Source organism: Kitasatospora sp. NPDC059722, assembly GCF_042733235.1.
Lineage (GTDB): Bacteria > Actinomycetota > Actinomycetes > Streptomycetales > Streptomycetaceae > Kitasatospora.
The window spans coordinates 95,534-118,195 of the sequence record NZ_JBHWGD010000020.1; the positions used below are offsets into that span (position 1 = coordinate 95,534).

Here is a 22,662-nt window from a genome sequence, read left to right on the forward strand (position 1 = left end):
GGCTCGGCTTTCGGGCCGCCGTCCGCCGTCTCACACAGTTAGGAAGTACGTCGTGGAGCGGGCCGGCTGGGGCGACGGGCTGCGGTTCGCGTTCGGGACGCTGTCGGTCCTGCGGGTGCGGGTCGAGCGGTGGGACCGGGCGGCCGGGGGGCGGGCCATGGTGCTGGCGCCGGCCGTGGGACTCGTGCTGGGCGGGATCGCGGCCGGGGCCGGGGCACTCGTCGCCTGGCGGGCGGGCGGGCTGCTCGGGGCGGTCACGGCGGTGGGCGTGCTCGCGGCGCTCACCCGGGGGCTGCACCTGGACGGGCTCGCGGACGTCGCGGACGGACTGGGCAGCGGGAAGCCCGCCGAGGGCGCGCTGCGCATCATGAAGCAGTCCGATATCGGGCCCTTCGGCGTACTTGTGCTGCTTCTCGCCCTGTTCGCCCAGATCGCCGCATTGGCCGGACAGTTCGGGCACTCGCCGCTGCGCGGGGCGCTGGCGGTTGTGTGCTCCGCGGTGGCCGCGCGGTGCGCGCTCGCATGGGGCTGCCTGCGGTCGGTTCCGCCCGCGCGGCCGGGCGGACTCGGGGCGATGGTGGCGAGCACCGTCGCTCCCCCGGCCGCCCTGGCCGCGACGGCCGCGACGGCGCTCCTTCTGGCCATTCTCGGCCTGTTTGACGGCTCGTCATCCGTCCGCCTCCCCCTGGCCCTCGCCCTCGGGGTCGGCTGCGCGTGGCTGCTGCTCCGCCGCTGCGTACGGCGCTTCGGCGGCATCACCGGGGACGTGCTCGGCGCCGCGGCGGAGACCGCCGCGACCGGCTCGTTGTTCGCCCTGGCGTTGCTGGCCTGACACCGGGCGGCGCGTGATCCCACCATGCGGACTACCATGCGGGGAGCACCGCAGCCCTGCACCGTCGCAGGTCCTGCCCGCCCGGCGCCGAGCGTGGAGCCGGGGCCTCTGGTGTGCGTGTCCGCGAACGGCGGGTGCGCGTAGCCAGGGGACCCGGACCCGGACCGCGCCGGAGGGACACCCGCGACGCCCGCCGGGCTGCGCCGGTGCGGCAGCCTCGCCGCACCCGGCCGTGGACCGCGAAAGAACAGGACGCATTACGTGACTGCATTGTCTGTGAGCACCTCCGCCGCCGCCTCGCTGCGTGCGGACGCGCTGGTGGTCGGTGTCGCGAAGGGCCCCAAGGGCATCGTGCTGGCCGCCGGCACCGACGCCGTGAACGAGGCGTTCGAGGGCAAGCTGGCCGAGGTCCTCACCACCCTGGGCGCGACCGGCGCCGAGGGCGAGGCCGTCAAGGTCCCCGCTCCCGCCGGGCTGAAGGCCGCGCTCGTGCTCGCGGTCGGCCTCGGCGAGGCGGCCGAGGAGGGCTACGGCCTGGAGACGCTGCGCCGCGCCGCCGGTGTCGCCGCCCGCACCCTGGCCGGCGCCAAGAAGGCCGCGCTGGCCCTGCCCGCCGAGTCCGCGGACGAGGTCGAGGCCGTCGCCCTCGGCGGTCTGCTCGGCTCGTACGCCTTCGGCACCTACAAGGGCGAGGGCGGCAAGGAGCCGGTCGGCGAGCTCGTCGTGCTGGCCCCGCGCAAGGGCAGCAAGGACTCCAAGGCCGCCGTGGAGCGCGCCGCCGCGATCGGCGAGGAGATGAACCGGGCCCGCGACCTGGTCAACACCGCCCCGAACGACCTGAACCCGAAGAGCTTCGCCGCGATCGTCCAGGCCGCCGGCAAGGAGCACGGCCTCAAGGTCGAGGTGCTGGACGAGAAGGCGCTCACCAAGGGCGGCTTCGGCGGCCTGCTGGGCGTCGGCAACGGCTCGGCGAACCCGCCCCGGCTGGTGAAGGTGGCCTACACCCACCCGAAGGCCAAGGCCACGCTCGCCTTCGTCGGCAAGGGCATCACCTACGACTCGGGCGGCATCTCGCTGAAGCCGGCCGGCCACAACGAGACCATGAAGTGCGACATGGCCGGCGCCGCCGCCGTGTTCGCCACCGTGGTCGCGGCCAAGCGCCTCGGCCTGGCCGTCAACGTCACCGGCTGGCTCGCGCTGGCCGAGAACATGCCGTCCGGCTCCGCCACCCGCCCGGGCGACGTGCTGCGCATGTACGGCGGCAAGACCGTCGAGGTGCTGAACACCGACGCCGAGGGCCGCCTGGTGCTGGCCGACGCGATCGTGCGCGCCGGCGAGGAGAACCCGGACGCCATCGTCGACGTGGCCACCCTGACCGGCGCCATGGTGCTGGCCCTGGGCAACCGCACCTTCGGCGTGATGTCCAACAACGACGAGCTGCGCGAGACCCTGCACACCGTCGCGGGCGAGGTCGGCGAGCAGTCCTGGCCGATGCCGCTGCCGGCCGAGCTGCGCAAGGGCATGACCGAGTCGACCATCGCCGACCTGGCCAACATGGGCGAGCGCATGGGCGGCGGCCTGGTGGCCGGTCTGTTCCTGAAGGAGTTCGTGGCCGAGGGCACCGACTGGGCGCACCTGGACATCGCCGGCCCGGCGTTCCACGAGGGCGCGCCGTTCGGCTACACCCCGAAGGGCGGCACCGCGAGCGCGGTGCGCACCCTGCTCGCCTACGCCGAGCGGACGGCGGCGGCGAAGGCCTGACCCGGCCCACCCGTTCGGAGGGGTTACCCGCAGGTAGGCCGCCACCCGGCCCCGCACCCCTGTTCGCTGCGGGCGAAACTTTGTTCCGCAGTGCGGAAGCAGCGGCGCCCGAAGGCCGTCACAGCGCCCGCCCGGTGGCTGTCAACCCGGCGTTGAGCTGCAATGATGCCCTTCCGTCGGGGGTGTTCCCACCCCCGTGACCACCCGGTGGGACACCCGCGGGGCGGACCCGGACATCAGCCGCCGTGAACAAGTGCGAAGATGTATTTCCGGCACGACTGGGCGCCCCACAAAGGCTTCCGACCCACCGGACCGCGACCGGCCCGGCGACCCACCCCATTGCATGGAGGACGTGACGTGGCGAACGACGCCAGCACCGTTTTCGACGTAGTCATTCTCGGAGGCGGAAGCGGCGGTTACGCCGCGGCGCTCCGCGCCGCTCAGCTGGGCCTGAGCGTCGCCCTGGTCGAGAAGGGTGAGCTGGGCGGCACCTGCCTGCACCGCGGCTGCATTCCGACCAAGGCGCTGCTGCACGCGGCCGAGATCGCCGACGAGACGAAGGAGGCCGCCGAGTTCGGCGTGCTGGCCACCTTCCAGGGCATCGACATCAACGGCGTCCACAAGTACAAGGACGACGTCATCGCCGGCCTGTACAAGGGCCTCCAGGGCCTGGTCGCCTCCCGCAAGGTGACCTTCATCCAGGGCGCGGGCAAGCTCTCCTCGCAGACCTCGGTGGACGTCAACGGCCAGCGCATCGAGGGCCGCCACATCGTCCTCGCCACCGGCTCCGTGCCGCGCTCGATCCCGGGCCTGGAGATCGACGGCGACCGCGTCATCTCCTCCGACCACGCGCTCAAGCTCGACCGCATCCCGAAGTCGGCCGTCATCCTCGGCGGCGGCGTCATCGGCGTCGAGTTCGCCTCGGTCTGGAAGTCCTTCGGCGTCGAGGTCACCATCGTCGAGGCGCTGCCGCACCTCGTCCCGCTGGAGGACGAGAACTCCTCGAAGCTGCTGGAGCGCGCGTTCCGCAAGCGCGGCATCAAGTTCGAGCTGAAGGCCCGCTTCTCGGGCGTCGAGTACACCGAGGCCGGTGTCCGCGTCTCCACCGAGAACGGCAAGCAGATCGACGCCGACCTGCTGCTCGTCGCCATCGGCCGCGGCCCGGTCTCGGCCGGCCTCGGCTACGAGGAGAACGGCGTCGCGATGGACCGCGGCTACGTCCTCGTCGACGAGTACATGCGCACCAACGTGCCCACCATCTCGGCCGTCGGTGACCTCGCCCCGACCCTGCAGCTCGCCCACGTGGGCTTCGCCGAGGGCATCCTGGTCGCCGAGCGCCTGGCCGGCCTGAAGCCGATGCCGATCGACTACGACGGCGTCCCGCGCGTGACGTACTCCAACCCCGAGGTGGCCTCCGTCGGCATCTCCGAGGCCAAGGCCGTCGAGCTGTACGGCAAGGACAAGGTCGTCACCCTCAAGTACAACCTGGCCGGCAACGGCAAGAGCAAGATCCTGAAGACCGCCGGCGAGATCAAGCTCGTCCAGGTCAAGGACGGCGCCGTGGTCGGCGTCCACATGGTCGGCGCCCGCATGGGCGAGCAGGTCGGCGAAGCCCAGCTGATCTACAACTGGGAGGCCCTGCCGGCCGAGGTCGCGCAGCTGATCCACGCGCACCCGACCCAGTCCGAGGCCCTGGGCGAGGCGCACCTGGCGCTGGCCGGCAAGCCGCTGCACGCGCACGACTGATCACGCCCCCACCCCCGTTCCGGTACTTCCGTACTTCCCGTACTCCCGTACGCAAGACTTGATAGGAGTCGCTGAAACCATGGCGGTCTCAGTAACACTGCCCGCGCTGGGCGAGAGCGTTTCCGAGGGCACCGTCACCCGCTGGCTGAAGGCCGAGGGTGAGCGTGTCGAGGTCGACGAGCCGCTGCTCGAGGTCTCGACCGACAAGGTCGACACCGAGATCCCGGCGCCGGCCTCCGGCATCCTGGCCTCGATCAAGGTCGGCGAGGACGAGACCGTCGAGGTGGGCGCCGAGCTGGCGATCATCGACGACGGCTCCGGCGCCCCGGTCCCCGCCGCTGCTCCGGCCGCCGCGGCCGCGCCCGCCGCCGCCCCGGCCCCGGTCGCCGCCCCGGCTCCGGTTGCCGCTCCGGCTCCCGTTGCCGCCCCGGCCCCCGTTGCCGCCCCGGCTGCTCCGGCCGGCGACGCCACCCCGGTCGTGCTGCCCGCGCTGGGCGAGTCGGTCACCGAGGGCACCGTCACCCGCTGGCTGAAGGCCGAGGGTGAGACCGTCGAGGTCGACGAGCCGCTGCTCGAGGTCTCCACGGACAAGGTCGACACCGAGATCCCGTCACCGGTCGCCGGCGTCGTCGTCAAGATCCTGGTCGGCGAGGACGAGACCGCCGAGGTCGGCGCTCAGCTCGCGCTGATCGGCGCCCCGGGTGCGGCTGCTGCCGCCCCGGCTCCGGTTGCCGCCCCGGCTCCGGTCGCTGCTCCGGCTGCCCCGGCTCCGGCCGCCGCTCCGGCTGCTCCGGCCCCGGTCGCCGCCCCGGCTCCGGTTGCCGCCCCGGCTCCCGTTGCCGCTCCGGCTGCCCCGGCTCCGGTCGCCGCCCCGGCCCCCGTTGCCGCCCCGGCTCCGGTCGCCCCGGCCGCCCCGGTGGCCGACGCCGGTGACGCCTACGTCACCCCGCTGGTGCGCAAGCTCGCCGCCGAGCACGGTGTCGCGCTGTCCGCCGTCACCGGTACCGGTGTCGGCGGCCGCATCCGCAAGCAGGACGTCATCGCCGCCGCCGAGGCCGCCAAGGCCGCGCCGGCTCCGGTCGCCGCTGCCGCCCCGGCCGCCGCGCCGAAGGCCGCCGCCGCTCCGTCCGCCCTGCGCGGCCAGACGGTCAAGATGACCCGCATGCGCAAGGTCATCGGCGACAACATGCTGAAGGCCCTGCACGAGCAGGCCCAGCTGACCAGCGTGGTCGAGGTGGACGTCACCAAGATCATGTCGCTGCGCGGCAAGGCCAAGGACTCCTTCCTCGCCCGCGAGGGCGTCAAGCTGTCCCCGATGCCGTTCTTCGTCAAGGCCGCCGCCCAGGCGCTGAAGGCCCACGCGGCCATCAACGCCCGGATCAACGAGGCCGAGGGCACCATCACCTACTTCGACACCGAGAACATCGGTATCGCGGTGGACTCCGAGAAGGGTCTGATGACCCCGGTCATCAAGGGTGCGGGCGACCTCAACATCGCCGGCATCTCGAAGAAGACCGCCGAGCTGGCCACCAAGGTCCGCGACAGCAAGATCACCCCGGACGAGCTGTCCGGTGCGACCTTCACCATCAGCAACACCGGCTCGCGCGGTGCGCTGTTCGACACCGTGATCGTGCCGCCGAACCAGGTCGCCATCCTGGGCATCGGCGCCACCGTCAAGCGCCCGGTCGTCATCGAGGCCGACGGCGGCACCGCCATCGGCATCCGCGACATGACCTACCTGTCGCTCTCCTACGACCACCGCCTGGTGGACGGCGCCGACGCCGCCCGCTACCTGGTCGCGGTCAAGGAGATCCTGGAGGCCGGCGAGTTCGAGGTCGAGCTCGGCCTCTGACCCCCCGTGGTCCCCGCGGAACCCCGCACCGTCCCCGGACGGCGCGGGGTTCCGCCGTTCCCGGCCCGGCCGCCGACGAACGTTCCGCCGGGCGTCACCAGCGTTTCGCCGGGCCATGGCATGCGCGGAGGCGGGCGAACGGGGATGCTGGAGCGGTGATGGACGAGACCGACTTCTGGCAGATCATCGACGAGACCCGGGAGGCCGCCGACGGCGACCCCGACGAGCAGGCCGACCGGCTGGTGGAGCACCTCGTCCAGCTGACCCCGGACGACGTCATCGACTTCGGCCGGCTCTTCGAGGCCCGCTTCCAGCGCGCCTACCGGTACGACCTGTGGGGCGCCGCCCACCTGCTGCTCGACGGCGCCTCCGAGGACACCTTCGACTTCTTCCGCTGCTGGCTGATCGGCCAGGGCCGGGACGTCTTCGAGGGCGGGCTGCACGAGCCGGACGACCTGGCCGACCTCCTGCCCGAGTTCGACGAGGAGGAGGACGGCGAGGCCGAGGACCTCGGCTACGCCGCCGACGAGGCCTACGAGCAGCTCACCGGCCTGCCGCTGCCCGAGGTGGGCGGGCGGCAGGCGGGCCGTCCGGCGGGGACGCCGCTGGACTTCGAGGACCCGGACGCGATGGCGAAACGCTTTCCCAAGCTCTGGGAGCGCTACGGGGATTAGAGCGCCGTCCTCCGGGGGGTCAGGTGGTACTGCCCGTGCCGGCGCTGCCGTCCTGCTTGATGCCCCGGAGGATCTGGTCCAGGACGGAGGCGTCCGGCGCGGCCGGGTCGTCGTCCACGCCGCCCTCGAACACGACGAACCCGCCACCCTTGGCCGGGACGGTGGCCAGCAGGACGTAGCCCTGGGTGCCGTCCGAGGTGCGCACGTGCCAGCGGGAGGCGTAGCCGAGCACCCCGGCGACGGTGACGTAGGCCGAGCCCGAGTCGGTGTGCGAGGTGATCCCGGTGAAGATCGCGGCCGCGTAGTCGGGCATCGCGGCCTCGGCGGCGGCCTTGGCGGTGGCGCCCTGGACGGTGTCCTTCTGGATCGCGAACTGGCCGCGGATGCAGGTGTTGTTCCCGTCCGGGCAGGTGTAGCGGCCGGAGCCGAGGTAGACCGTCGACTTGGTGTTGTTGGTCTGCGCCTCCCAGCCGTCGAACAGCGGGACGGTGATGGCGTGCTGGGCGTCCGGCACGGTGCCCTTGAGGACGGGCGCGGGCTTGGGCGCCTGCTGCGTCGGGGTCGGCACGGTGGTGGGGAGCGTGTAGGTCGGGCTGGGGGCCGGGTCCTGGCTCCGGGTGACGGTGACCGTCGGGTTCGGGGTCGGGTCGGCCGACGGGGAGCCGCCGGCGAGCGTCAGGCCGGCGATCACCGCACCGACGACGAGGACCGCGACGGCGATGCCGATGACGACGCCCGGCTTCACGCCTCCGCCGCGGGCCGGCGGCGGGTAGCCGTAGCCGGGCGGCTGGGCGCCGGGGTAGGCCGGGCCGTACTCCTGGTTCCCGTAGCCCTGGCCGTACTCGGGGGCGCCGTAGCCCTGGCCCGGGTAGCCGTAGCCGGGGGCCTGGCCGCCGGGGTAGCCGTAGCCGGGCGGCGGCGCGTCCTGCGGGGCCGGGGCTGGGGCGCCGTAGCCGTACCCGGCGGCCGGGGCCGAGGGCCCCGGCGGCTGCCAGCCCTGGGTCGGCGCGTCGGCGACCTGGGCGGCGCCGCCCTGGAGCGGGCGCACCTCGGAGGTCCAGGCGTTGCCGTCCCACCAGCGCTCCTGACCGGGCGCGCCGTCCGCACCGGGTACCGGGTACCACCCGGGAGGCGTCGAGTTGCTCACGGGCGTACCGTACCCGGCACGACGGCGGTCGAGACAGCGCGGGTCGGTCACGACTCTGCACCACTCGTTCACAACTGACACACCGTCAGGAGTGGTGGGCGAACGACCGGCCGGGGCGCTCAGCCGGTGAGGCGGCGGGCCATCCAGATGTCGTCCACGTACGAGCCGTCGATCAGGAACTCCTCGGCGAGCGAGCCCTCGACGACGAAGCCGCAGCTCTCGTAGAGGCGCCGGGCCGGGGTGTTCCAGCCGAGGACGCGCAGCGTCATCTTGCGCGCGCCCTCGGCGTGCGCCGCGGCGCACGCGGCCTCGACCAGCTTCCGGCCGACGCCCCGGCCGCGCACGGAGGCGTCGACGGCCAGGCCCTGGATCTGCCGGACGTGCCGGTTGCTGGCGAGCGGGGTGGCCGGGACCGGGCGGATGTAGCCGACGATCCGGCCGTCGAGGAGGGCGAGCAGGTACTGCTCCGGGGCGTGCCGCTCGTCGAAGACGCCGTCCTCCTCGGGCGGCTGCGGGGCGACCTCGGACAGGGGGGACCACGCGGCGCGGTTGAGGGCGGCGAGTTCGCGCTCGTCCTCCGGCCTGGCCGGTCGGATGATCAGATCGTCATCGTGCATGCGTGTCAGCCTAATGAGGGGTGTCCACCCCGTTCTCCCGGTTAAAGGGGCCTACGGGTTAAGAACTGGGAGGATGGGGCCCATGCGCATCGCTGTCACAGGCTCCACGGGTTTGATCGGTTCGGCGCTCGTCCGCTCCCTGACGGCGGACGGCCACGAGGTGGTCCGGCTGGTCCGGCACCGCTCCAGGACGGGTCCGCAGCCCGACGGCACCACGGCCATCGGCTGGAACCCGCTGCTCGGCCAGGTGGACCGGGACGGACTGGCCGGCGTCGACGCCGTCGTGCACCTGGCGGGCGCCGGGGTCGGCGACCACCGCTGGACGGACGCCTACAAGCGGGAGATCCGGGAGAGCCGGGTGCTCGGCACCGAGACGCTCGCCGTCGCGCTGGCCGAGCTCGAGGAAGCGCCGAAGGTCTTCGTCAGCGCCTCCGCGGTCGGCGTGTACGGGCAGACCGGCGACCGGGTGATCGACGAGGACTCCCCCCTCGGCGACGACTTCCTCGCCGAGGTGTGCGTGGAGTGGGAGGCCGCCGCGCGGCCCGCCGAGCGCGCCGGGATCCGGGTCGTCCACCCGCGCACCGGGCTCGTGCTGTCCGCGGCCGGCGGGGCCGGCGGGCGGCTGTTCCCGCTGTTCAAGCTCGGCCTGGGCGGGCGGCTCGGCGACGGGCGGCAGTACTGGAGCTACATCTCGCTGGCCGACGAGGTCGCCGCGCTGCGCTTCCTGATCGACCGGGAGGACCTGTCGGGTGCCTTCAACCTCACCGCGCCGGAGCCGGCGACCAACGCCGAGCTGACCGCGGCCCTCGGGCGCGTGCTCAGCCGGCCGACGCTGTTCCCGGTGCCGGAGGCGGTGCTGAAGGCGGTGCTCGGGGAGCTCGCGATCGAGGTCGTCGGCAGCCACCGGGTGGTGCCCCGGCGACTGCTCGACGCCGGCTTCGAGTTCACGCACACGGACGTCGACGCGGCGGTGCGGGCGGCCCTCTGACGGCCCTCCCGTCCCGGGGCCGGGCGTGCGTGACCGGGGCCCGGAAACGTACCGGGGCCGGGCGTGCGTTCCCGGGGCCCGGAAACGTACCGGGCGTACGGCATTCGTGCTGGCCACGGGCATATGCCGAGCGGGGGTCGGACGGGGCTCCGGCAGGGGGCGCACGGGAGCACGCGGTGGGCGCGTTGCACGCCCCCGGTGACCGTGCGCGCCCGCCGACCCCCGAACCCGGCCGCCACGGCGCACAGTCCGTGACCGCGCCCCCGCCCACGCCCTTCCCGGCACCCGATCCGGCCCGATGCGTTTGTCTGACGCTCACACTGACTGGGCATCACATCGTCGGACCGTGTCCCGGCACCCCGCTGCCTGCGTCGGCCGGAGCCCCGGGAACCAGGGAGGGAGCACGCCCGTGCCCACGTACGACTTCACCCGCCGCGCCCGCCGACCGTCCGACCCGGACGTCGTCGTGGTGGGCGGCGGCCTCGCGGGCCTGACCGCCGCCCGCGCGCTCACCGGCCAGGGCCTCACCGTTCAGCTCCTCGAACGCGCCGACCGGATCGGCGGCCGCATGGCCACCCGCGAGCTGGACGGATTCCGGCTCGACGACGGCAGCCACCTGCTCAACACCGCGTTCCCCGAACTGCGCCGCGCGCTCGACGTCGACCGCCTGGAACTGCGCCCGCTCGCGCCCGGCGTACTCGTGCACAGCGCCGGCCGCCGCTACCGCGCCGGGGACCCTCAGCTCACCACCGCCCGGCAGGCCGCCGTCCGGGCCCCGCTCGGCAGCCCGTTGGACAAGGCCCGCCTCGGCAGCTACCTGGCCCGGCTCGCCGCCACCCCGGCCGGGCGGATCCACGCCCGCCCCGAGACCACCGCCGCCCGCGCGTTCACCGGCCACGGGCTCGCCCCGCGCACCGTCGACGGCTTCCTGCGGCCGCTGCTCAGCGCCCTGCTCAGCGACCCGGCGCTCGGGACCAGCAGCCGGATCGCCGAACTGGTCCTGCGCTCCTACGCCCGCGGGCGGCTCTGTCTGCCCGCCGGCGGCATCGCGACCGTGCCGGCCCAGCTGGCCGCCGCGCTGCCCGCCGGCACCGTGCGCACCGGGATCGAGGTCACCGGGATCGCGGCCGACGGCGTCGAGACCGCCGCGCACGGCCGGATCGGCGCGCAGGCCGTCGTCATCGCCACCGACGCCCGCTCCGCCGTCGAGCTCATGCCCGGACTGCGGCTGCCGGACTTCCACCCCGTCACGACCTTCTTCCACGCCGCCGACCGGTCCCCGGTGAACGAACCCGTCCTCCTCCTGGACGCCGACCGGCCCGGCGGCCAGCCGCCGCTCGTCTCGCACTCGCTGGTGCTCAGCGAACTGGACCCCTCGTACGCCCCGGCCGGTCAGGCGCTCGTCGCGACCACCGTGCTCGGCCGGCGCGCCTTCGACGCGGGCGGCCCGGCCGGGCTCGAACCGGCCGTCCGGGCCCGGCTCGCGGAGCTGTACGGGACGTCGACCCGGGGCTGGCAGTTCCTCAGCGTCCGGCACCTGCCCGACGCGCTGCCCGCCATGCCGCCGCCGCACAACCCGCAGCGGCCGGTCCGGGTGCTCGCCGGGCTGTACGTCGCCGGGGACCACCGGGACACCAGCTCCGTGCAGGGCGCCCTGGTCTCCGGACGGCGGGCGGCGCGGGCCGTGCTGCGCGACCTCGGGCTGCCGGCCTCCGCGCGGGAGGCGGAGGCCGCGGCCTGACGGCGGTCACGGCTGCCGGGACGGCGGTCACGGCTGCCCGGAACACGCGGACGGCCTGCCGGGACGGCGGACCGGCATCGTGCCAGGATGCCGCTATGCCCGCTATGACTGCTATTCGTGGGGTTTTGCCCGTTGCGGCGCCCGCCGCCGCCCGGGCCCTGCGGCCGGTCGCGCGGTGAGCGCCGCCGTCCACCCGCTCACGCTGATCCTGATCCCCGCCGCCGCGGTGGCCGCGCCGCTGCTCGCCGACCGGCTGCTGCGGTGGATCGCCGTCCCGACCGTCGTGTTCGAGATCGTGCTCGGCGTCCTGATCGGACCGGACGTCCTGGACTGGGCGCGCGTCGACGACCTCGTCACCGCGCTCTCCCAGTTCGGCCTCGCGATGCTGATGTTCCTGGCCGGGTACGAGATCGACTTCGCCAAGCTGCGCGGCGGCCCGCTGAAACGGGCGGGCACCGCGTGGCTGGCGACGGTCGTCCTCGGCCTCGGGGTGGGCGCGCTGGTCAACCCGAACCCGCTGGACGGCGCCTTCGCCGGGCTGGTGCTCACCACCACCGCACTCGGCACGATCCTGCCGATCCTCCGCGACTCGGGCGAACTCCCCACCCCCTTCGGCTCGTTGGTGATGGCCACCGGCGCCGTCGGCGAGTTCGGGCCGATCATCGCGATCGCGGTCCTGCTCAGCGGCAACTCCCCCGCCCGGACCGCCGTCATCCTCGGCGCCTTCGCCGTCATCACCGCCTTCGCGGTCCTCGGCGCGCAGCGGCCCCGGCCGGACTGGGTCACCCGGCTGATCGAGCGCACCCTGCGCACGTCCGGGCAGTTCGCGATCCGCGCGGTGATCCTGGTGCTCGCGGTGATGGTCGCCGCGGCGATCTGGCTCGACCTCGACATGCTGCTCGGCGCGTTCACCGCCGGGATCGTCTCCCGAATGCTGCTCTCCGGCGTCCGGGCGCACGAGGAGGAGGTGATCGAGGCGAAGCTGGAGAGCATCGGCTTCGGCTTCCTGGTACCGGTGTTCTTCGTGGTCAGCGGGATGAACTTCGCCCTGGACGCGCTGCTGGACGACCCCGGCACGCTGCTGCTCGTCCCGGTGTTCCTGGTGCTGCTGCTCGCGGTGCGCGGGGCGCCTGCCGCGCTGCTCGCCCCGGCCGGGCTCGGGCGGCGCGACCGCGGCGCGCTCGGGCTGTACGCCGCGACGGCGCTGCCGCTGGTCGTGGTGATCACGACGATCGAGGTCGAGGCCGGGCACATGCCGTCCTCGACGGCCGCCGCGCTGGTCGGCGCGGGGATGCTCTCGGTGCTCGTCTTCCCGCTCGCCGCGCAGCGACTGCGCGGCGACGTCCGGCCGCCGACGCCGGAGGCGGGGCGACCGCGGGTGCGCGCCGAGAGCTGGTGAGGCTGGGGCGCCTTTCGTCTTTGGGGTCGGGCCGGGTCAGGCGTCTTTCGGGTCGGGCCGGGCCGGTGCGGACCGGGCGTCGTCGTGCGCCCGGCCCTAGCATCCGTCGGCCTCCGTTGTCCGGCCTGCTGGGGTCAGATCACCCCCGCCTGGCGGGCCGTCTCCTCGAACGCCCGCGCCACCGGGCTGCCCCGGTAGGGCGTGAGGCGGCGGTGGAAGTCCCGGACGTACTCCAGCGAGCGGGCCGAGCGCATCTCCCCCGCCGCCCGCAGCGCGTCGGTGGCCATCGTGCAGGCCTCGTCGAGGTCGCCCATGCCGAGCCGCGCCGTGGCGAGCACCAGCCGGCAGAAGATCCGGCTGCGGGCGTACGCGGGCGAGCGCAGCCGCAGCGACTTCTCGGCGTGCTGGGCGGAGGTGCGCCACTGCTGGAGGTCGCGGTAGCAGTGGGCGAACTCATCGGAGAGCTGGGCCTCGTCGAAGTACCGCGCCCAGGAGGGCAGTTCATCGCCCGGCCGGGCCGCGGCCAGCGAGCGCTCGGACCGTACGAGCGCCGTGGTGCACGCCCGGACGTCGCCCAGCAGGCCGTGCCCGCGCGCCTCGGCGGCGTGCAGCAGCGACTGGACGACGGGCGGCACCGCGGTGCCCACGCCCTGCTGGGCGACCCGGGCCAGCTGGACCGCCTCCCGGCCGTGGCCGAGGTGGACGGCCTGCTGGCTCATCGTCACCAGCACGTAGCCGCCGAGGGCGCGGTCGCCCGCGGCCTGGGACAGGCGCAGCGCCTGGACGAAGTAGCGCTGGGCGAGGCCGTGGGCGGCGATGTCGAAGGACGTCCAGCCGGCCAGCCTGGTGAGGTCGGCGACCGCGCCGAACAGGGCGCGGCCGATCTGCTCGCCGTAGCGGCCGCGCAGCATCGGCTCGGCCTCGCTCTCCAGGTAGCGCACCAGCGCCTGGCGGGCGTGGCCGCCGCCGTAGGCGTGGTCGAGCGCGCGGAAGAGGTCGCCGACGGCCCGGATGGCGGCGATGTCGCCGCGGCCGACGCGCAGGGCGGGGCGCTGCTCGCGGGCCGGGTCGGCGTACGGGGGCTCGACGGCCGCGGGCGGGCGGCGGCTCTGGGTGGGGACGCGGCTGAGCGCGGCGGCCGTGGCAGCCGGGCGCGGGCCTGGGCCGCCGGGGACCGGTCCGCGTGCCGGGCCCAGGGCCGCCGCACCGGGCGCGTTGGCCGTCGGCGGGCCCGCGGGCGGTGGGCCGGTGGCGGCGTCCGGGCGGGCCAGCGTGGAGCCGTCCCGGGCGACGCGCTCATCGGTGCGGCCGATCAGCCAGTCCCGGCTGGGGACGACCAGGCCGGCCGGGGTGAAGGCGATCCGGCGCAGCTCGGACTGCGGGCCGTTGTCCTTGCGCCACATGCTCGCCACGATGTCCACCGCCTCCTGCGGTGTCTCGGCGAACTCCAGGCCCGCGTAGACCGGGGCGCAGGCGTCCAGGCCGAGGTCCTGGGCGGTCAGGCGGCGGCCGAGGCGGCGGGTGAAGACCTCGGCGATCAGCGCGGGCGTGGCGCCGCGCGGCTGCTGGCCGCGCAGCCAGCGGGTGACCGAGGTCTTGTCGTAGCGCAGGTCGAGGCCGTGCTCCAGGCCGAGCTGGTCGACCCGGCGGGCCAGGCCGGCGTGCGAGAAGCCGGCCTCCTCGATCAGCGCCGCCAGGTGGCCGTTCTGCGGGGCCGGACCGGAGTGGCCCGCGTGGCCGCCAGGGTGGCCGGCGGCGGGTGCCGGGGGCGCGGCGGTCGCGGCGGTCGCGGTGGCCGTGGCGGTCGCGGTGGCCGTGGCGGTCGCCGTCGCGGTGCCCGCGACGGCCGTGGGTGTCGCGGGCTGGTGCCGGTCGGGCATGGCCTGCTCGGGCAGCCGCAGCTCGTCGGCGGCCGGGGCGTGGGCGGTCAGGGCGTCAGGGGCGTCCGGAAGGGCCCGGCCGACCGGACCGCGGTGCTGGTCGAGCGGGTCGAGCGGTCCGTACGCCGGGCTGTCGGTTGCAGGCCGTTGGGGCATATCAGTCAACACCTCTCGGACGCCGCACCGGGCTCTACCAGCGCTTCGGCTGCCTGTGGCGGCGCCCCCTGTCGGGAATCGGCGTGAATGTAGCGAGCATTCGGGCGCTATGGGTGGATCTGACCGAGCAATCCTCCGAACGGGTGAAGCAACCGCGCCCATTGTGGGGAAGCCGGGACAGGATGGGTTTGGACTTCCAGGGTCGAACCGTCGATCGACCGTCATAGTGGTGACCACCACCGTCCATCAGCATGCTGTAGTGCCCCGGCACATGGGAGGCGAGCCGCCGGATTCCTACCGTTCTGGCCCATGGACACCACTACAGCCCGCCCGCTCGACGGCCGCACGGCCCTGGTCACCGGCGCCGCCTCGGGCATCGGCCGGGCCTGCGCCGAGGCCCTCGCCGGGGCCGGCGCCCGGGTCTACGTCGTCGACCTGGCGGCCGAACCGGCCCGGGAGCTCGCGGCCCGGATCGGCGGACTCGCCGTCGTCGCGGACCTCGCCGACCCGGCGGCCGTCGACGCCCTGCCGGCCGACGCCGACATCGTGGTCAACAACGCCGGCCTCCAACACGTCGCCCCCGTCCACGAGTTCCCACCCGAGCGCTTCTCCCTCATCCAACGCGTGATGGTGGAGGCCCCGTTCCGCATCCTGCGACGCACCCTGCCCCACATGTACGCGCGGGGGTGGGGCCGCGTCGTGAACGTGTCGTCCGTCCACGGCCTGCGGGCCAGCGCGTTCAAGTCCGCGTACGTGACGGCGAAGCACGGGTTGGAGGGGCTCAGCAAGACGGTCGCGCTGGAGGCGGCACCGTACGGGGTCACGAGCAACTGCATCAACCCGGGGTACGTCCGGACTCCGTTGGTGGAGAAGCAGATCGCTGCCCAGGCGGAGGCGCATGGCATCCCGGAGGAGGAGGTGGTCGAGCGGATCATGCTCGACCGCACGGCTATCAAGCGGCTCATCGAGCCCTCCGAAGTAGCCGCGCTGGCCCTCTGGCTCTGCACGCCGGCTGCTTCCTACATCACGGGCGCGAGCCTGCCGGTGGACGGCGGCTGGACGGCGCACTGAGCGCGGCGGCGCTCCCGCTGCACAGGAAGTCCAGAAACGAAGGCCAGTCCTCGCCCTCCCACCCGCCACCTCCATCACGGACGCGAGCCCGCCAGCCGACGGGGGCTGGGCGGCACACTGAACGCAGCGGCACCCCCACTGCGCAGGAAGTCGACCGGACCGACTTCCTACGCGGAAGGGAACTCAGCGGCCGCCCGCCACCCCCGCCCTCCCACCGCCTCCATCACCCACGCGAGCCCGCCCGCCGACAGCGGCCGGACGGCGCACTGAGCGCGGCCGCACCCCCACAGCACAGGAAGTCGACCGAGCCGACTTCCCACGCAGAAACGAAGGCCAGTCCTCGCCCTCCCACCCGCCACCTCTATCACCCACGCGAGCCCGCCCGCCGACAGCGGCCGGACGGCACACTGAACGCAGCGGCACCCCACTACGCAGGAAGTCGATCGGACCGACTTCCTACGCAAAAGCAAAGTCAGCGGCCGCCCGCCACCCGCCGCCTCCATCACGCACGCGAGCCCGCCAGCCAACAGCGGCCGGACGGCACACTGAACGCGGCGCCCCACTACACAGGAAGTCGGTCCGGCCGACTTCCTACGCAGAAGCGGAGTCGGCGGCCGCCCGCATCACGGACGCGAGCTTGCCGGCCGACGGAGGCTGGGCGGCGCGCTGGGGGCGCTTCTCGGTGCCGTACGGGCACGAGTGGCACCGACGCTATGGCTGACGGCGACCGCTCGAAGGCCGCTACAGGTGCGGCAGAGGCCCGGGCGGGGGACGGGGTCGCGGCATTCCGCGCACTCGGCGTACCGGGGTGCTGGCGGGCGTTCCGGGGCTCGGCAGGGCGGCATCTTGTGCTCCAGGCGGTAGCGGAGCACGGCTACGGCGGAGTGGATCGGGTTCGGCAGGCCGGGGAGGAGGGCTTGGGCGAGGTCGCTCGGGGTGCTGCCGCGCTCCAGCCACTGGGCGACGAGGGGTGCGAGCATCTCCGCTTCGGCTTGGCCGAGGCGCAGGCGAGGCTCGGGGCGGATCGCCCGGAACAGGGCGGCCACTGCCTGTCGGGTCTGCTCGTCGGCAGCCGGGCTCGCGGGGAGGGTGGGTTCTTGCTGCCGGTCCTTTACGGGAGGGCTGCCTGTGCGACCGGCAGCCGGGCCACCGGGCGCCGGACGGGTGGCACCCGGCAGGGAGGACCAGGGGGTGTCGTAGACGTGGGACTCGCTGCGGAGGGTGCCGTCGGGCAGGCGGATCGTCTCGACGCGGTAGAAGCCGGCGTCGGTGAGCTCCTTGAGGGCGTTGCGGACGGCGCCGCGCCCTTGGGGGCTGGTGGCGGCCATGTGGCGGCCGTCCTCGCGCCAGCCGTCGGGGCGGGAGAGGAGGTCCGCGAGGAGGCCGCGGGCGGTGTAGCTGAGCTTGCGGTACTGGAGGACGGCGTTGGGAAGCACGGTGAAGTGCCGTACCTGTTCGGTACGATGGATGCGCATGGGAGCTCTGACTCCTGGTGCCGGACCCCGGAGCGTTGGCGCGCTGCCGGGGTCACCTGTTTGCTGTTTGGTTCGGAACGTAACACGCGGGGTGGTCGGTCAACTGCCCATCGCCGGAAGGGTGCTTATCGCACTAACCCGCCGCGTCAGATCTCGCCGAACTCCCCCGAGCGGAGAGCGATGAGGAAGGCCGACCAGGCGTCGGCAGGGAAGGCCAGCACGGGGCCCTCGGGGTCCTTGGAGTCGCGGACAGGGACCGCGCCAGGGACCCTGCTGGACACCTCGACGCACTGTCCGCCATTGCTGCTGTAAGTGGACTTGAACCACTCAAAGGGCGCCATAGTTTCCTCCGTAGCTCGCGAATCACCGCCACCAAGCATCGGACTGCGGCAGTCAAGCAGCAAGAAGCCCCCGCCCAACTGGGCAGGGGCTTCCGGCAACGCGGGGCTTCAGACCTCGCCGAACTCCCCCGAGCGGACGGCGACAACGAAAGCGGACCAGGCCTCGGCAGGGAAGGCCAGCGCAGGGCCCTGGGGATCCTTGGAGTCACGAACGGGAACAGTGTGAACGGCGTTGACCGCGACCTCGATGCAGTCGCCGCCGTTGCTGCTGTAACTGGACTTGAACCACTGAGGTTCGGCGGTCACGGTAGTTCCTCTCTTAGCTGGCTGATCAGCGCCACAGACTCGTCCTGCGAGAGCGAGCGAGCCTGTAGCTGATAGTAGGACGAAAGCATCGGCTGTACGGCGTCGCTGTCCCGCTCAAGGTTCCCTTGCTGGGCACTCTCGGCGTAGGACATGAGCGAGCGGTCTGCGAGCGTGATGATGTTGACCGGAAGATCAAAGGCCCGAGCTTCACCTATGCGGTACGGGGCGACCTGAAGAACGGTGTGAGGCAGGCGAGCGAAGGCCAGGAGATGGTCAAACTGGGCCGCCATAACTGCTGGCCCACCCACCGGTCGGCGAACGCAGCTTTCGTCCATGACCACATGGATCACCTGCGAAGGCTCTCCGTGTAGCTTTGCCTTTCGGCGCTCAAGGTAGCGCACCCTTTCAGCGGCCTGGTCCTCCGTGATGCTGCCACGTTCAGCGGCCGCCACCGCGATCGCTCGTGCATAGTCCGTGGTCTGGAGCACGCTCGGCACGATGCCCAGGGTGAACAACCTCAGCTCCCGAGCCTTCGATTCCATGGCGACGTACGCCGGGAACCCTTCAAGAAGGGTCGAAGACTGGACGGCGTGCGCCTTATTGCTGAAGACGCGGTCCAGTCCAAAAGCTTTGTCAAGTTTCCTTGCAACCGGGGCAGTTGGGCGTCGATGACCAGTTTCCAAGTGCGAGATGTGGGTTGGCGAACAGCCGATCATCGTCGCCAGGTCCCCTTGCCTCCAGCCCCGCGCTTCACGCTCGCCGCGCAGGAAGGCACCGAACTCTGCTTCAGGGGAGGCAGAGGGGTCCAGTTCAGACTTGTTCATGAGCCAATGTCCTTACTTGGCAAGCACGTTTGCAAGGTTGAACACCTCCAAAGAGTAGAGGAAAGTGGGCACTCCCGGTAGTCATCGCACTACACATCGGAGTCCCCCCAATGAACAAGAGCACCCCCATGTCCGAAGTCCCCCTCCCCCACGAAGTGGTCATCGACCGCGGACACCTCAGCGACGGCCGGCCGCGCGAGGGGGTCTTCATGGAGCAGTGCGGCGGCATCATGTACCTCCGTCCGGTCGGCGGCGGCGTCGAATGGACCACGCGGGCCGACCTGGTCAGCGTCCTCAACCCCCGCCAGATCGCCCCCGGCTCCGGCGCCCGCTCCCACCGTCGACTGCTCCAGGAAGAGCCGCCGTGAGCCCGAGCAGCCTCCTGCTGCTCGCCACGCTCCACCTAACTTCCCTGGCCGCCGCCGGATTTGCTGCCGCAGAACACGCAGCGCGAAGCCGGCTCCAAGGGCGCGTTGGCGTACAGCCCTTGTCGAGCCGAACCGCTCCCCGCCGGCAGCCTCCTCCGGCGGGGAGCGCCAACCCCTCAACTCCTCTCCCAAGGAGCAACGTTGAACGACGACATCATGCGGAAGCCGCCCGCCCGACGCCTGGGCCAGCAGGTCTTCGTCCTTCGCCACAGCCCCGACGGGCAGGACGAACTCCACGTCCTCCTCGTCGACCCCGTCTACCGGGACGGCTACACGCTCCCCGGCGGCAGCGCCGAGGCCGACGAACTGCCCCACCTCGCCGCCCGCCGCCACCTCGAATCCGAAACCGGGCTCGCCCTGCCCCTGCGAACAATCCTCACGGTCGACTACGTGGCCCGGCACCAGTACCCCGAGGGAATCAACTTCGTCTACGCGGGCGGCGTCGTAACCCCCATGCAAGCCAAAGCCGTCAACCTGCACCGCCCACCGCCGAACATCCGCGCCCTGCAGTGGATCCCCCGCCACCTACTGGACACCGTGATGCCCTCCAACCAGGCCCTCCGCGTCCACGACGCCTGGGACGCCTGGGAACACGGCGCCGGCCGCCCCCTCCTCCTCCACGGCACCCCCGTCCCGGTCCGCTGATCACACACCACCGGCCTCCCGCCCAAGACTTCCGGGCAGCCTCAGCGGCCCGGCAGCGGGTGGCCGCGCGCTCTCCGCGTGGCTGCTCGACATCACCCTTAGAGAAGAGGAACCATGACCAAGAACCTCTACGAGCTGGCGCTGGACGGCGAGTTGGTCGCCCAGTGCGGCGGCAACCTCGACAGCGAGGCCGAGTCGTGCGTCAGCGTCGCGCCGCTGACGGGCGTCGCCGACGCCTTCGCGCTCGGCGACACCAAGCCCGAGGGCGCCGGCCTCCAGCTGCGCTACACCGGCACCGAGCTCGACACCTTCGTCGTCCAGTGGGCGCAGAGCCGAGGCCTCACCATCTGATCGATCCGATCGCCTGGGCGATCAACTCGCAACGCACAGCCGGGTGGCCGTTCCCACCCTAATTGGGAGCGGCCACCCAGTCCTTGGAGGATACCCATGACTCCCGAGGCATTCGCCGAACGCGATGGACACTGGCACGGCTATGGCCCATGGGTCGGATCCCGCAGGCTCATGGAGCTGGAATACCTGCGCCGACCCGCATCACTGGACATGAATCTCCTGCGCGTCCCCAGCGGAATGAACGCACACCCGCAGGAGACCTTTCTGCCCTTCGCCCAACGCACCATTCCGCCCATGATGACCGGCCACTACCTCCTGCGCCGTCCCGAAGGCCTCGACCAGCGCACCTGGACCACCGCGCCCCCGGCCGTCGACTGGCTCACCAGCGTCTACAAGCACTTCCCGCCCCTGCGGCGCTCCGATGGAAAACAGGCCTACGCGTCGCTGGAGTGGTACCAGGAGTGCGCTCACCGCACCCTGCTCCACGGCTCGGACGTCGTGTGGTCGCACTACCTCGAAGACCTGCGGTTCGCGAGCTCCGCCGTGATCTGCTGCCCGTCCCTGCCGTTCCACCCCGACATCAAGTGCCCATTGTCCTGAGGAGACGACGTTGTCTCTGCACGAGCTTCTCGGCACCCACGCCGGTGACCTGCTCGCCGCCTGCCCCACCGAACCACGGCTCTACCGTCGCCAACACACGGCACTCGACCAGGCCATCACCTTGGACCTGATGAACGCGTACATCGACCACGGTCTCACCGCCCCCTCGCGTACTGCGGCAGTCAAGAACGGCCGGGCCGTTCACCCCGGACGCTTCTCCGAGAACGGCCAGATGCGTTCCGGGAAACTGCGCGGCCTCATCGAGGAGGGGCACACGGTGAACCTCCGCGAGATTCAGAGGAACGCACCGTTCCTGGCCGAGTTCTGTGCCCGGGTCCAGGCCGAGACCGGTTACACCCTGTACGTCTCCGCGATCATCACGCCCGCCGGGGAGACCGGCCTGACCCACCACTGGGACCAGACCACCGTCCTGGTCGCCCAGATGTCCGGGCGAAAGCGCTGGCCGCTGTGGGCCCCGACCGTGCAGCACCCGATGGACGACCACCTCGGCTCCCCGACCCAATGGACGCGGGAGATGCAGCGGATCTGGGACACCACCGACCCGTTCGCCACCTACACCCTGGAGCCCGGCTCCACCCTCGTGATCCCAAGGGGATGGGTCCACGCCCCCGTCTGCACCGGCGAGGAACCGAGCTTCCACCTGACCTTCGCCCTACGCGAGCGGACCCCACTCGACCTCGCCCACCAACTGATCGCCTCCGCACTCGACCACGACACCTTCCGCGAGGGCCTCGCCCCTACTCAGCTGCGCGCCGACAACCTCGGCAGCACCTTGGGCAACGTGCGCGAGATGGTCACCGACTACCTGGCCGGCCTCGACCTGGACCGCCTCGCCGACCGCATCGCCCCGCAACTGACCGGCACGCCCTGACCATCCCGCCGAAACGCTCTCCTCCCCCTGCGCAGGAGGTCGGCCTGCCCGACTTCCTGCGACTACGCCATGGCGGATCTCTGCCCCCAGCCGCGAGCGTCGGCAGGGGACAGAGGCACATGTCCGCGTAGGAAGTCGGCCTGGCCGACTTCCTACGCACAGCGCACCCCATCGGCCCACGCCATGAACGCCGCGAGTGAAGCGAACTGGAGCCGGGCCGGCCATGGACGGCCGCGTCGCCGATGGTGCGCAGCCGGGAACAATCCGGGTGGAGCCGATGTTCGGCGATCTTGGAAGTCAGCGGCAGTGCGACTGCAGAGAACGGGTGGACGATCATGTCGAGCAGCATCAGCGTCATAGTGACGATGAAGGCCAAGCCCGGCCGGGAGGCCGAGATGCGCGCACAGGCACGCTCGATGATCGAGCCCAGCCGGGCCGAGCCCGGGTGTCTCTCGTACAACAACTACGTGGACCCGGAGGATCCGTACTCCTGGGTGGTCATCGAGGAGTGGGCCTCCCGCGCGGCGTTCGATACACACATGGCCAGCCCGCACCTGGCGGACTCACTGGCGAAGGTCGGCGATCTGCTGGCCGAGCCCCCGTCGGTTCGGATCCTCAGCACGGCGAACTGAACGAGTCCGGCGCCCCCGCGCAACTGCGGGCCGACAACCTCGGCAACATCCCGGGCGCCGCGCGCGAGATGGTCACCGACTACCCGGCCACCGACTACATCACCCCGCACAGGAAGTCGGCGTGGTCGACTTCCTGTGCGGCTGAGCGATGACGGATCTCTACCCCCTGCCGCGTTCGCCGGCAGGGGGTAGACGCGTATGTCCGCGGGGGGTTTGGGGGGGGGCCCCCTGCCCCCCCGGAGATACCCCGGGGGGGGCCCCCGGGGGGTTTTACCACACGTACCGGCCCCCCCAAAAAGCAGTG

The 22,662-nt window shown here is 72.5% G+C and carries 22 protein-coding genes; 15 read left to right on the forward strand and 7 right to left on the reverse strand.

Annotated elements, in window-relative coordinates:
- The first annotated feature begins 52 nt into the window (after positions 1–52).
- From ACFV4F_RS16050 to ACFV4F_RS16070, 5 genes are all read left to right on the forward strand, one after another.
- A complete protein-coding gene (locus ACFV4F_RS16050; RefSeq protein WP_380502929.1) occupies positions 53–832 on the forward strand; it encodes an adenosylcobinamide-GDP ribazoletransferase in 780 nt (259 codons plus the stop codon).
- A gap of 261 nt (positions 833–1,093) precedes the next feature.
- Positions 1,094–2,593: a leucyl aminopeptidase gene (locus ACFV4F_RS16055; RefSeq protein ID WP_380437646.1), complete on the forward strand. Its 1,500-nt coding sequence runs from the start codon at positions 1,094–1,096 to the stop codon at positions 2,591–2,593.
- A gap of 357 nt (positions 2,594–2,950) precedes the next feature.
- Positions 2,951–4,339 (forward strand): dihydrolipoyl dehydrogenase, encoded by a 1,389-nt coding sequence (lpdA, locus tag ACFV4F_RS16060; protein ID WP_380437644.1) that lies wholly within the window; start codon positions 2,951–2,953, stop codon positions 4,337–4,339.
- 79 nt (positions 4,340–4,418) lie between these two features.
- Entirely contained in the window at positions 4,419–6,191 is a 1,773-nt protein-coding gene (gene sucB, locus ACFV4F_RS16065; protein WP_380502931.1) for a 2-oxoglutarate dehydrogenase, E2 component, dihydrolipoamide succinyltransferase, read from the forward strand.
- 158 nt (positions 6,192–6,349) lie between these two features.
- Positions 6,350–6,865 (forward strand): DUF4240 domain-containing protein, encoded by a 516-nt coding sequence (locus ACFV4F_RS16070; protein WP_380437640.1) that lies wholly within the window; start codon positions 6,350–6,352, stop codon positions 6,863–6,865.
- A 19-nt stretch (positions 6,866–6,884) separates the two neighbouring features.
- On the opposite strand, the gene ACFV4F_RS16075 is transcribed toward ACFV4F_RS16070, so the two are convergent.
- Positions 6,885–8,012, reverse strand: a complete 1,128-nt coding sequence (locus tag ACFV4F_RS16075) for a DUF2510 domain-containing protein (RefSeq protein WP_380502934.1) — start codon at positions 8,010–8,012, stop codon at positions 6,885–6,887.
- Positions 8,013–8,131: 119 nt separating this feature from the next.
- The gene (locus tag ACFV4F_RS16080; RefSeq protein ID WP_380437636.1) at positions 8,132–8,629 is read right to left on the reverse strand and encodes a GNAT family N-acetyltransferase; all 498 of its coding nucleotides are present in this window, start codon (positions 8,627–8,629) and stop codon (positions 8,132–8,134) included.
- Between the two features lie 73 nt (positions 8,630–8,702).
- Here ACFV4F_RS16080 and ACFV4F_RS16085 point away from each other — a divergent pair, with 73 nt between their 5' ends.
- From ACFV4F_RS16085 to ACFV4F_RS16095, 3 genes are all read left to right on the forward strand, one after another.
- Positions 8,703–9,617: a TIGR01777 family oxidoreductase gene (locus ACFV4F_RS16085; RefSeq protein WP_380502937.1), complete on the forward strand. Its 915-nt coding sequence runs from the start codon at positions 8,703–8,705 to the stop codon at positions 9,615–9,617.
- A gap of 409 nt (positions 9,618–10,026) precedes the next feature.
- Positions 10,027–11,358: an NAD(P)/FAD-dependent oxidoreductase gene (locus tag ACFV4F_RS16090; protein WP_380502939.1), complete on the forward strand. Its 1,332-nt coding sequence runs from the start codon at positions 10,027–10,029 to the stop codon at positions 11,356–11,358.
- Between the two features lie 175 nt (positions 11,359–11,533).
- Entirely contained in the window at positions 11,534–12,757 is a 1,224-nt protein-coding gene (locus ACFV4F_RS16095) for a cation:proton antiporter (RefSeq protein WP_380502942.1), read from the forward strand.
- A gap of 134 nt (positions 12,758–12,891) precedes the next feature.
- Here the strand turns inward: ACFV4F_RS16095 and ACFV4F_RS16100 are convergent, their stop codons facing one another.
- Entirely contained in the window at positions 12,892–14,793 is a 1,902-nt protein-coding gene (locus tag ACFV4F_RS16100) for a regulator (RefSeq protein ID WP_380437628.1), read from the reverse strand.
- 309 nt (positions 14,794–15,102) lie between these two features.
- Here ACFV4F_RS16100 and ACFV4F_RS16105 point away from each other — a divergent pair, with 309 nt between their 5' ends.
- A complete protein-coding gene (locus tag ACFV4F_RS16105) occupies positions 15,103–15,864 on the forward strand; it encodes a 3-hydroxybutyrate dehydrogenase (protein ID WP_380437626.1) in 762 nt (253 codons plus the stop codon).
- 623 nt (positions 15,865–16,487) lie between these two features.
- Here ACFV4F_RS16105 and ACFV4F_RS16110 read toward each other — a convergent pair.
- The 4 genes from ACFV4F_RS16110 to ACFV4F_RS16125 form a co-directional block, all read right to left on the reverse strand.
- Positions 16,488–17,339 carry a hypothetical protein gene (locus ACFV4F_RS16110; protein ID WP_380502944.1) on the reverse strand — a complete coding sequence of 284 codons (852 nt, stop codon included), beginning with the start codon at positions 17,337–17,339 and terminating at the stop codon, positions 16,488–16,490.
- Positions 17,340–17,485: 146 nt separating this feature from the next.
- Positions 17,486–17,680: a DUF397 domain-containing protein gene (locus ACFV4F_RS16115; protein WP_380502946.1), complete on the reverse strand. Its 195-nt coding sequence runs from the start codon at positions 17,678–17,680 to the stop codon at positions 17,486–17,488.
- 108 nt (positions 17,681–17,788) lie between these two features.
- Positions 17,789–17,986: a DUF397 domain-containing protein gene (locus ACFV4F_RS16120; protein ID WP_380502948.1), complete on the reverse strand. Its 198-nt coding sequence runs from the start codon at positions 17,984–17,986 to the stop codon at positions 17,789–17,791.
- Positions 17,983–18,810 carry a Scr1 family TA system antitoxin-like transcriptional regulator gene (locus ACFV4F_RS16125; protein ID WP_380502950.1) on the reverse strand — a complete coding sequence of 276 codons (828 nt, stop codon included), beginning with the start codon at positions 18,808–18,810 and terminating at the stop codon, positions 17,983–17,985. Before ACFV4F_RS16125 ends, ACFV4F_RS16120 begins: the two co-directional genes overlap by 4 nt.
- A gap of 128 nt (positions 18,811–18,938) precedes the next feature.
- Here ACFV4F_RS16125 and ACFV4F_RS16130 point away from each other — a divergent pair, with 128 nt between their 5' ends.
- From ACFV4F_RS16130 to ACFV4F_RS16155, 6 genes are all read left to right on the forward strand, one after another.
- Complete coding sequence (locus tag ACFV4F_RS16130) at positions 18,939–19,178, forward strand: hypothetical protein (RefSeq protein ID WP_380502951.1); 240 nt, start codon at positions 18,939–18,941, stop codon at positions 19,176–19,178.
- A 201-nt stretch (positions 19,179–19,379) separates the two neighbouring features.
- Entirely contained in the window at positions 19,380–19,883 is a 504-nt protein-coding gene (locus tag ACFV4F_RS16135) for an NUDIX domain-containing protein (RefSeq protein WP_380502954.1), read from the forward strand.
- Between the two features lie 114 nt (positions 19,884–19,997).
- Complete coding sequence (locus ACFV4F_RS16140; RefSeq protein ID WP_380502957.1) at positions 19,998–20,234, forward strand: DUF397 domain-containing protein; 237 nt, start codon at positions 19,998–20,000, stop codon at positions 20,232–20,234.
- Positions 20,235–20,528: 294 nt separating this feature from the next.
- Positions 20,529–20,834 (forward strand): hypothetical protein, encoded by a 306-nt coding sequence (locus tag ACFV4F_RS16145; RefSeq protein ID WP_380502959.1) that lies wholly within the window; start codon positions 20,529–20,531, stop codon positions 20,832–20,834.
- A 10-nt stretch (positions 20,835–20,844) separates the two neighbouring features.
- The gene (locus tag ACFV4F_RS16150; RefSeq protein ID WP_380502962.1) at positions 20,845–21,726 is read left to right on the forward strand and encodes a JmjC domain-containing protein; all 882 of its coding nucleotides are present in this window, start codon (positions 20,845–20,847) and stop codon (positions 21,724–21,726) included.
- Between the two features lie 335 nt (positions 21,727–22,061).
- Positions 22,062–22,358: a putative quinol monooxygenase gene (locus tag ACFV4F_RS16155; RefSeq protein WP_380502965.1), complete on the forward strand. Its 297-nt coding sequence runs from the start codon at positions 22,062–22,064 to the stop codon at positions 22,356–22,358.
- Positions 22,359–22,662 lie beyond the last annotated feature (304 nt).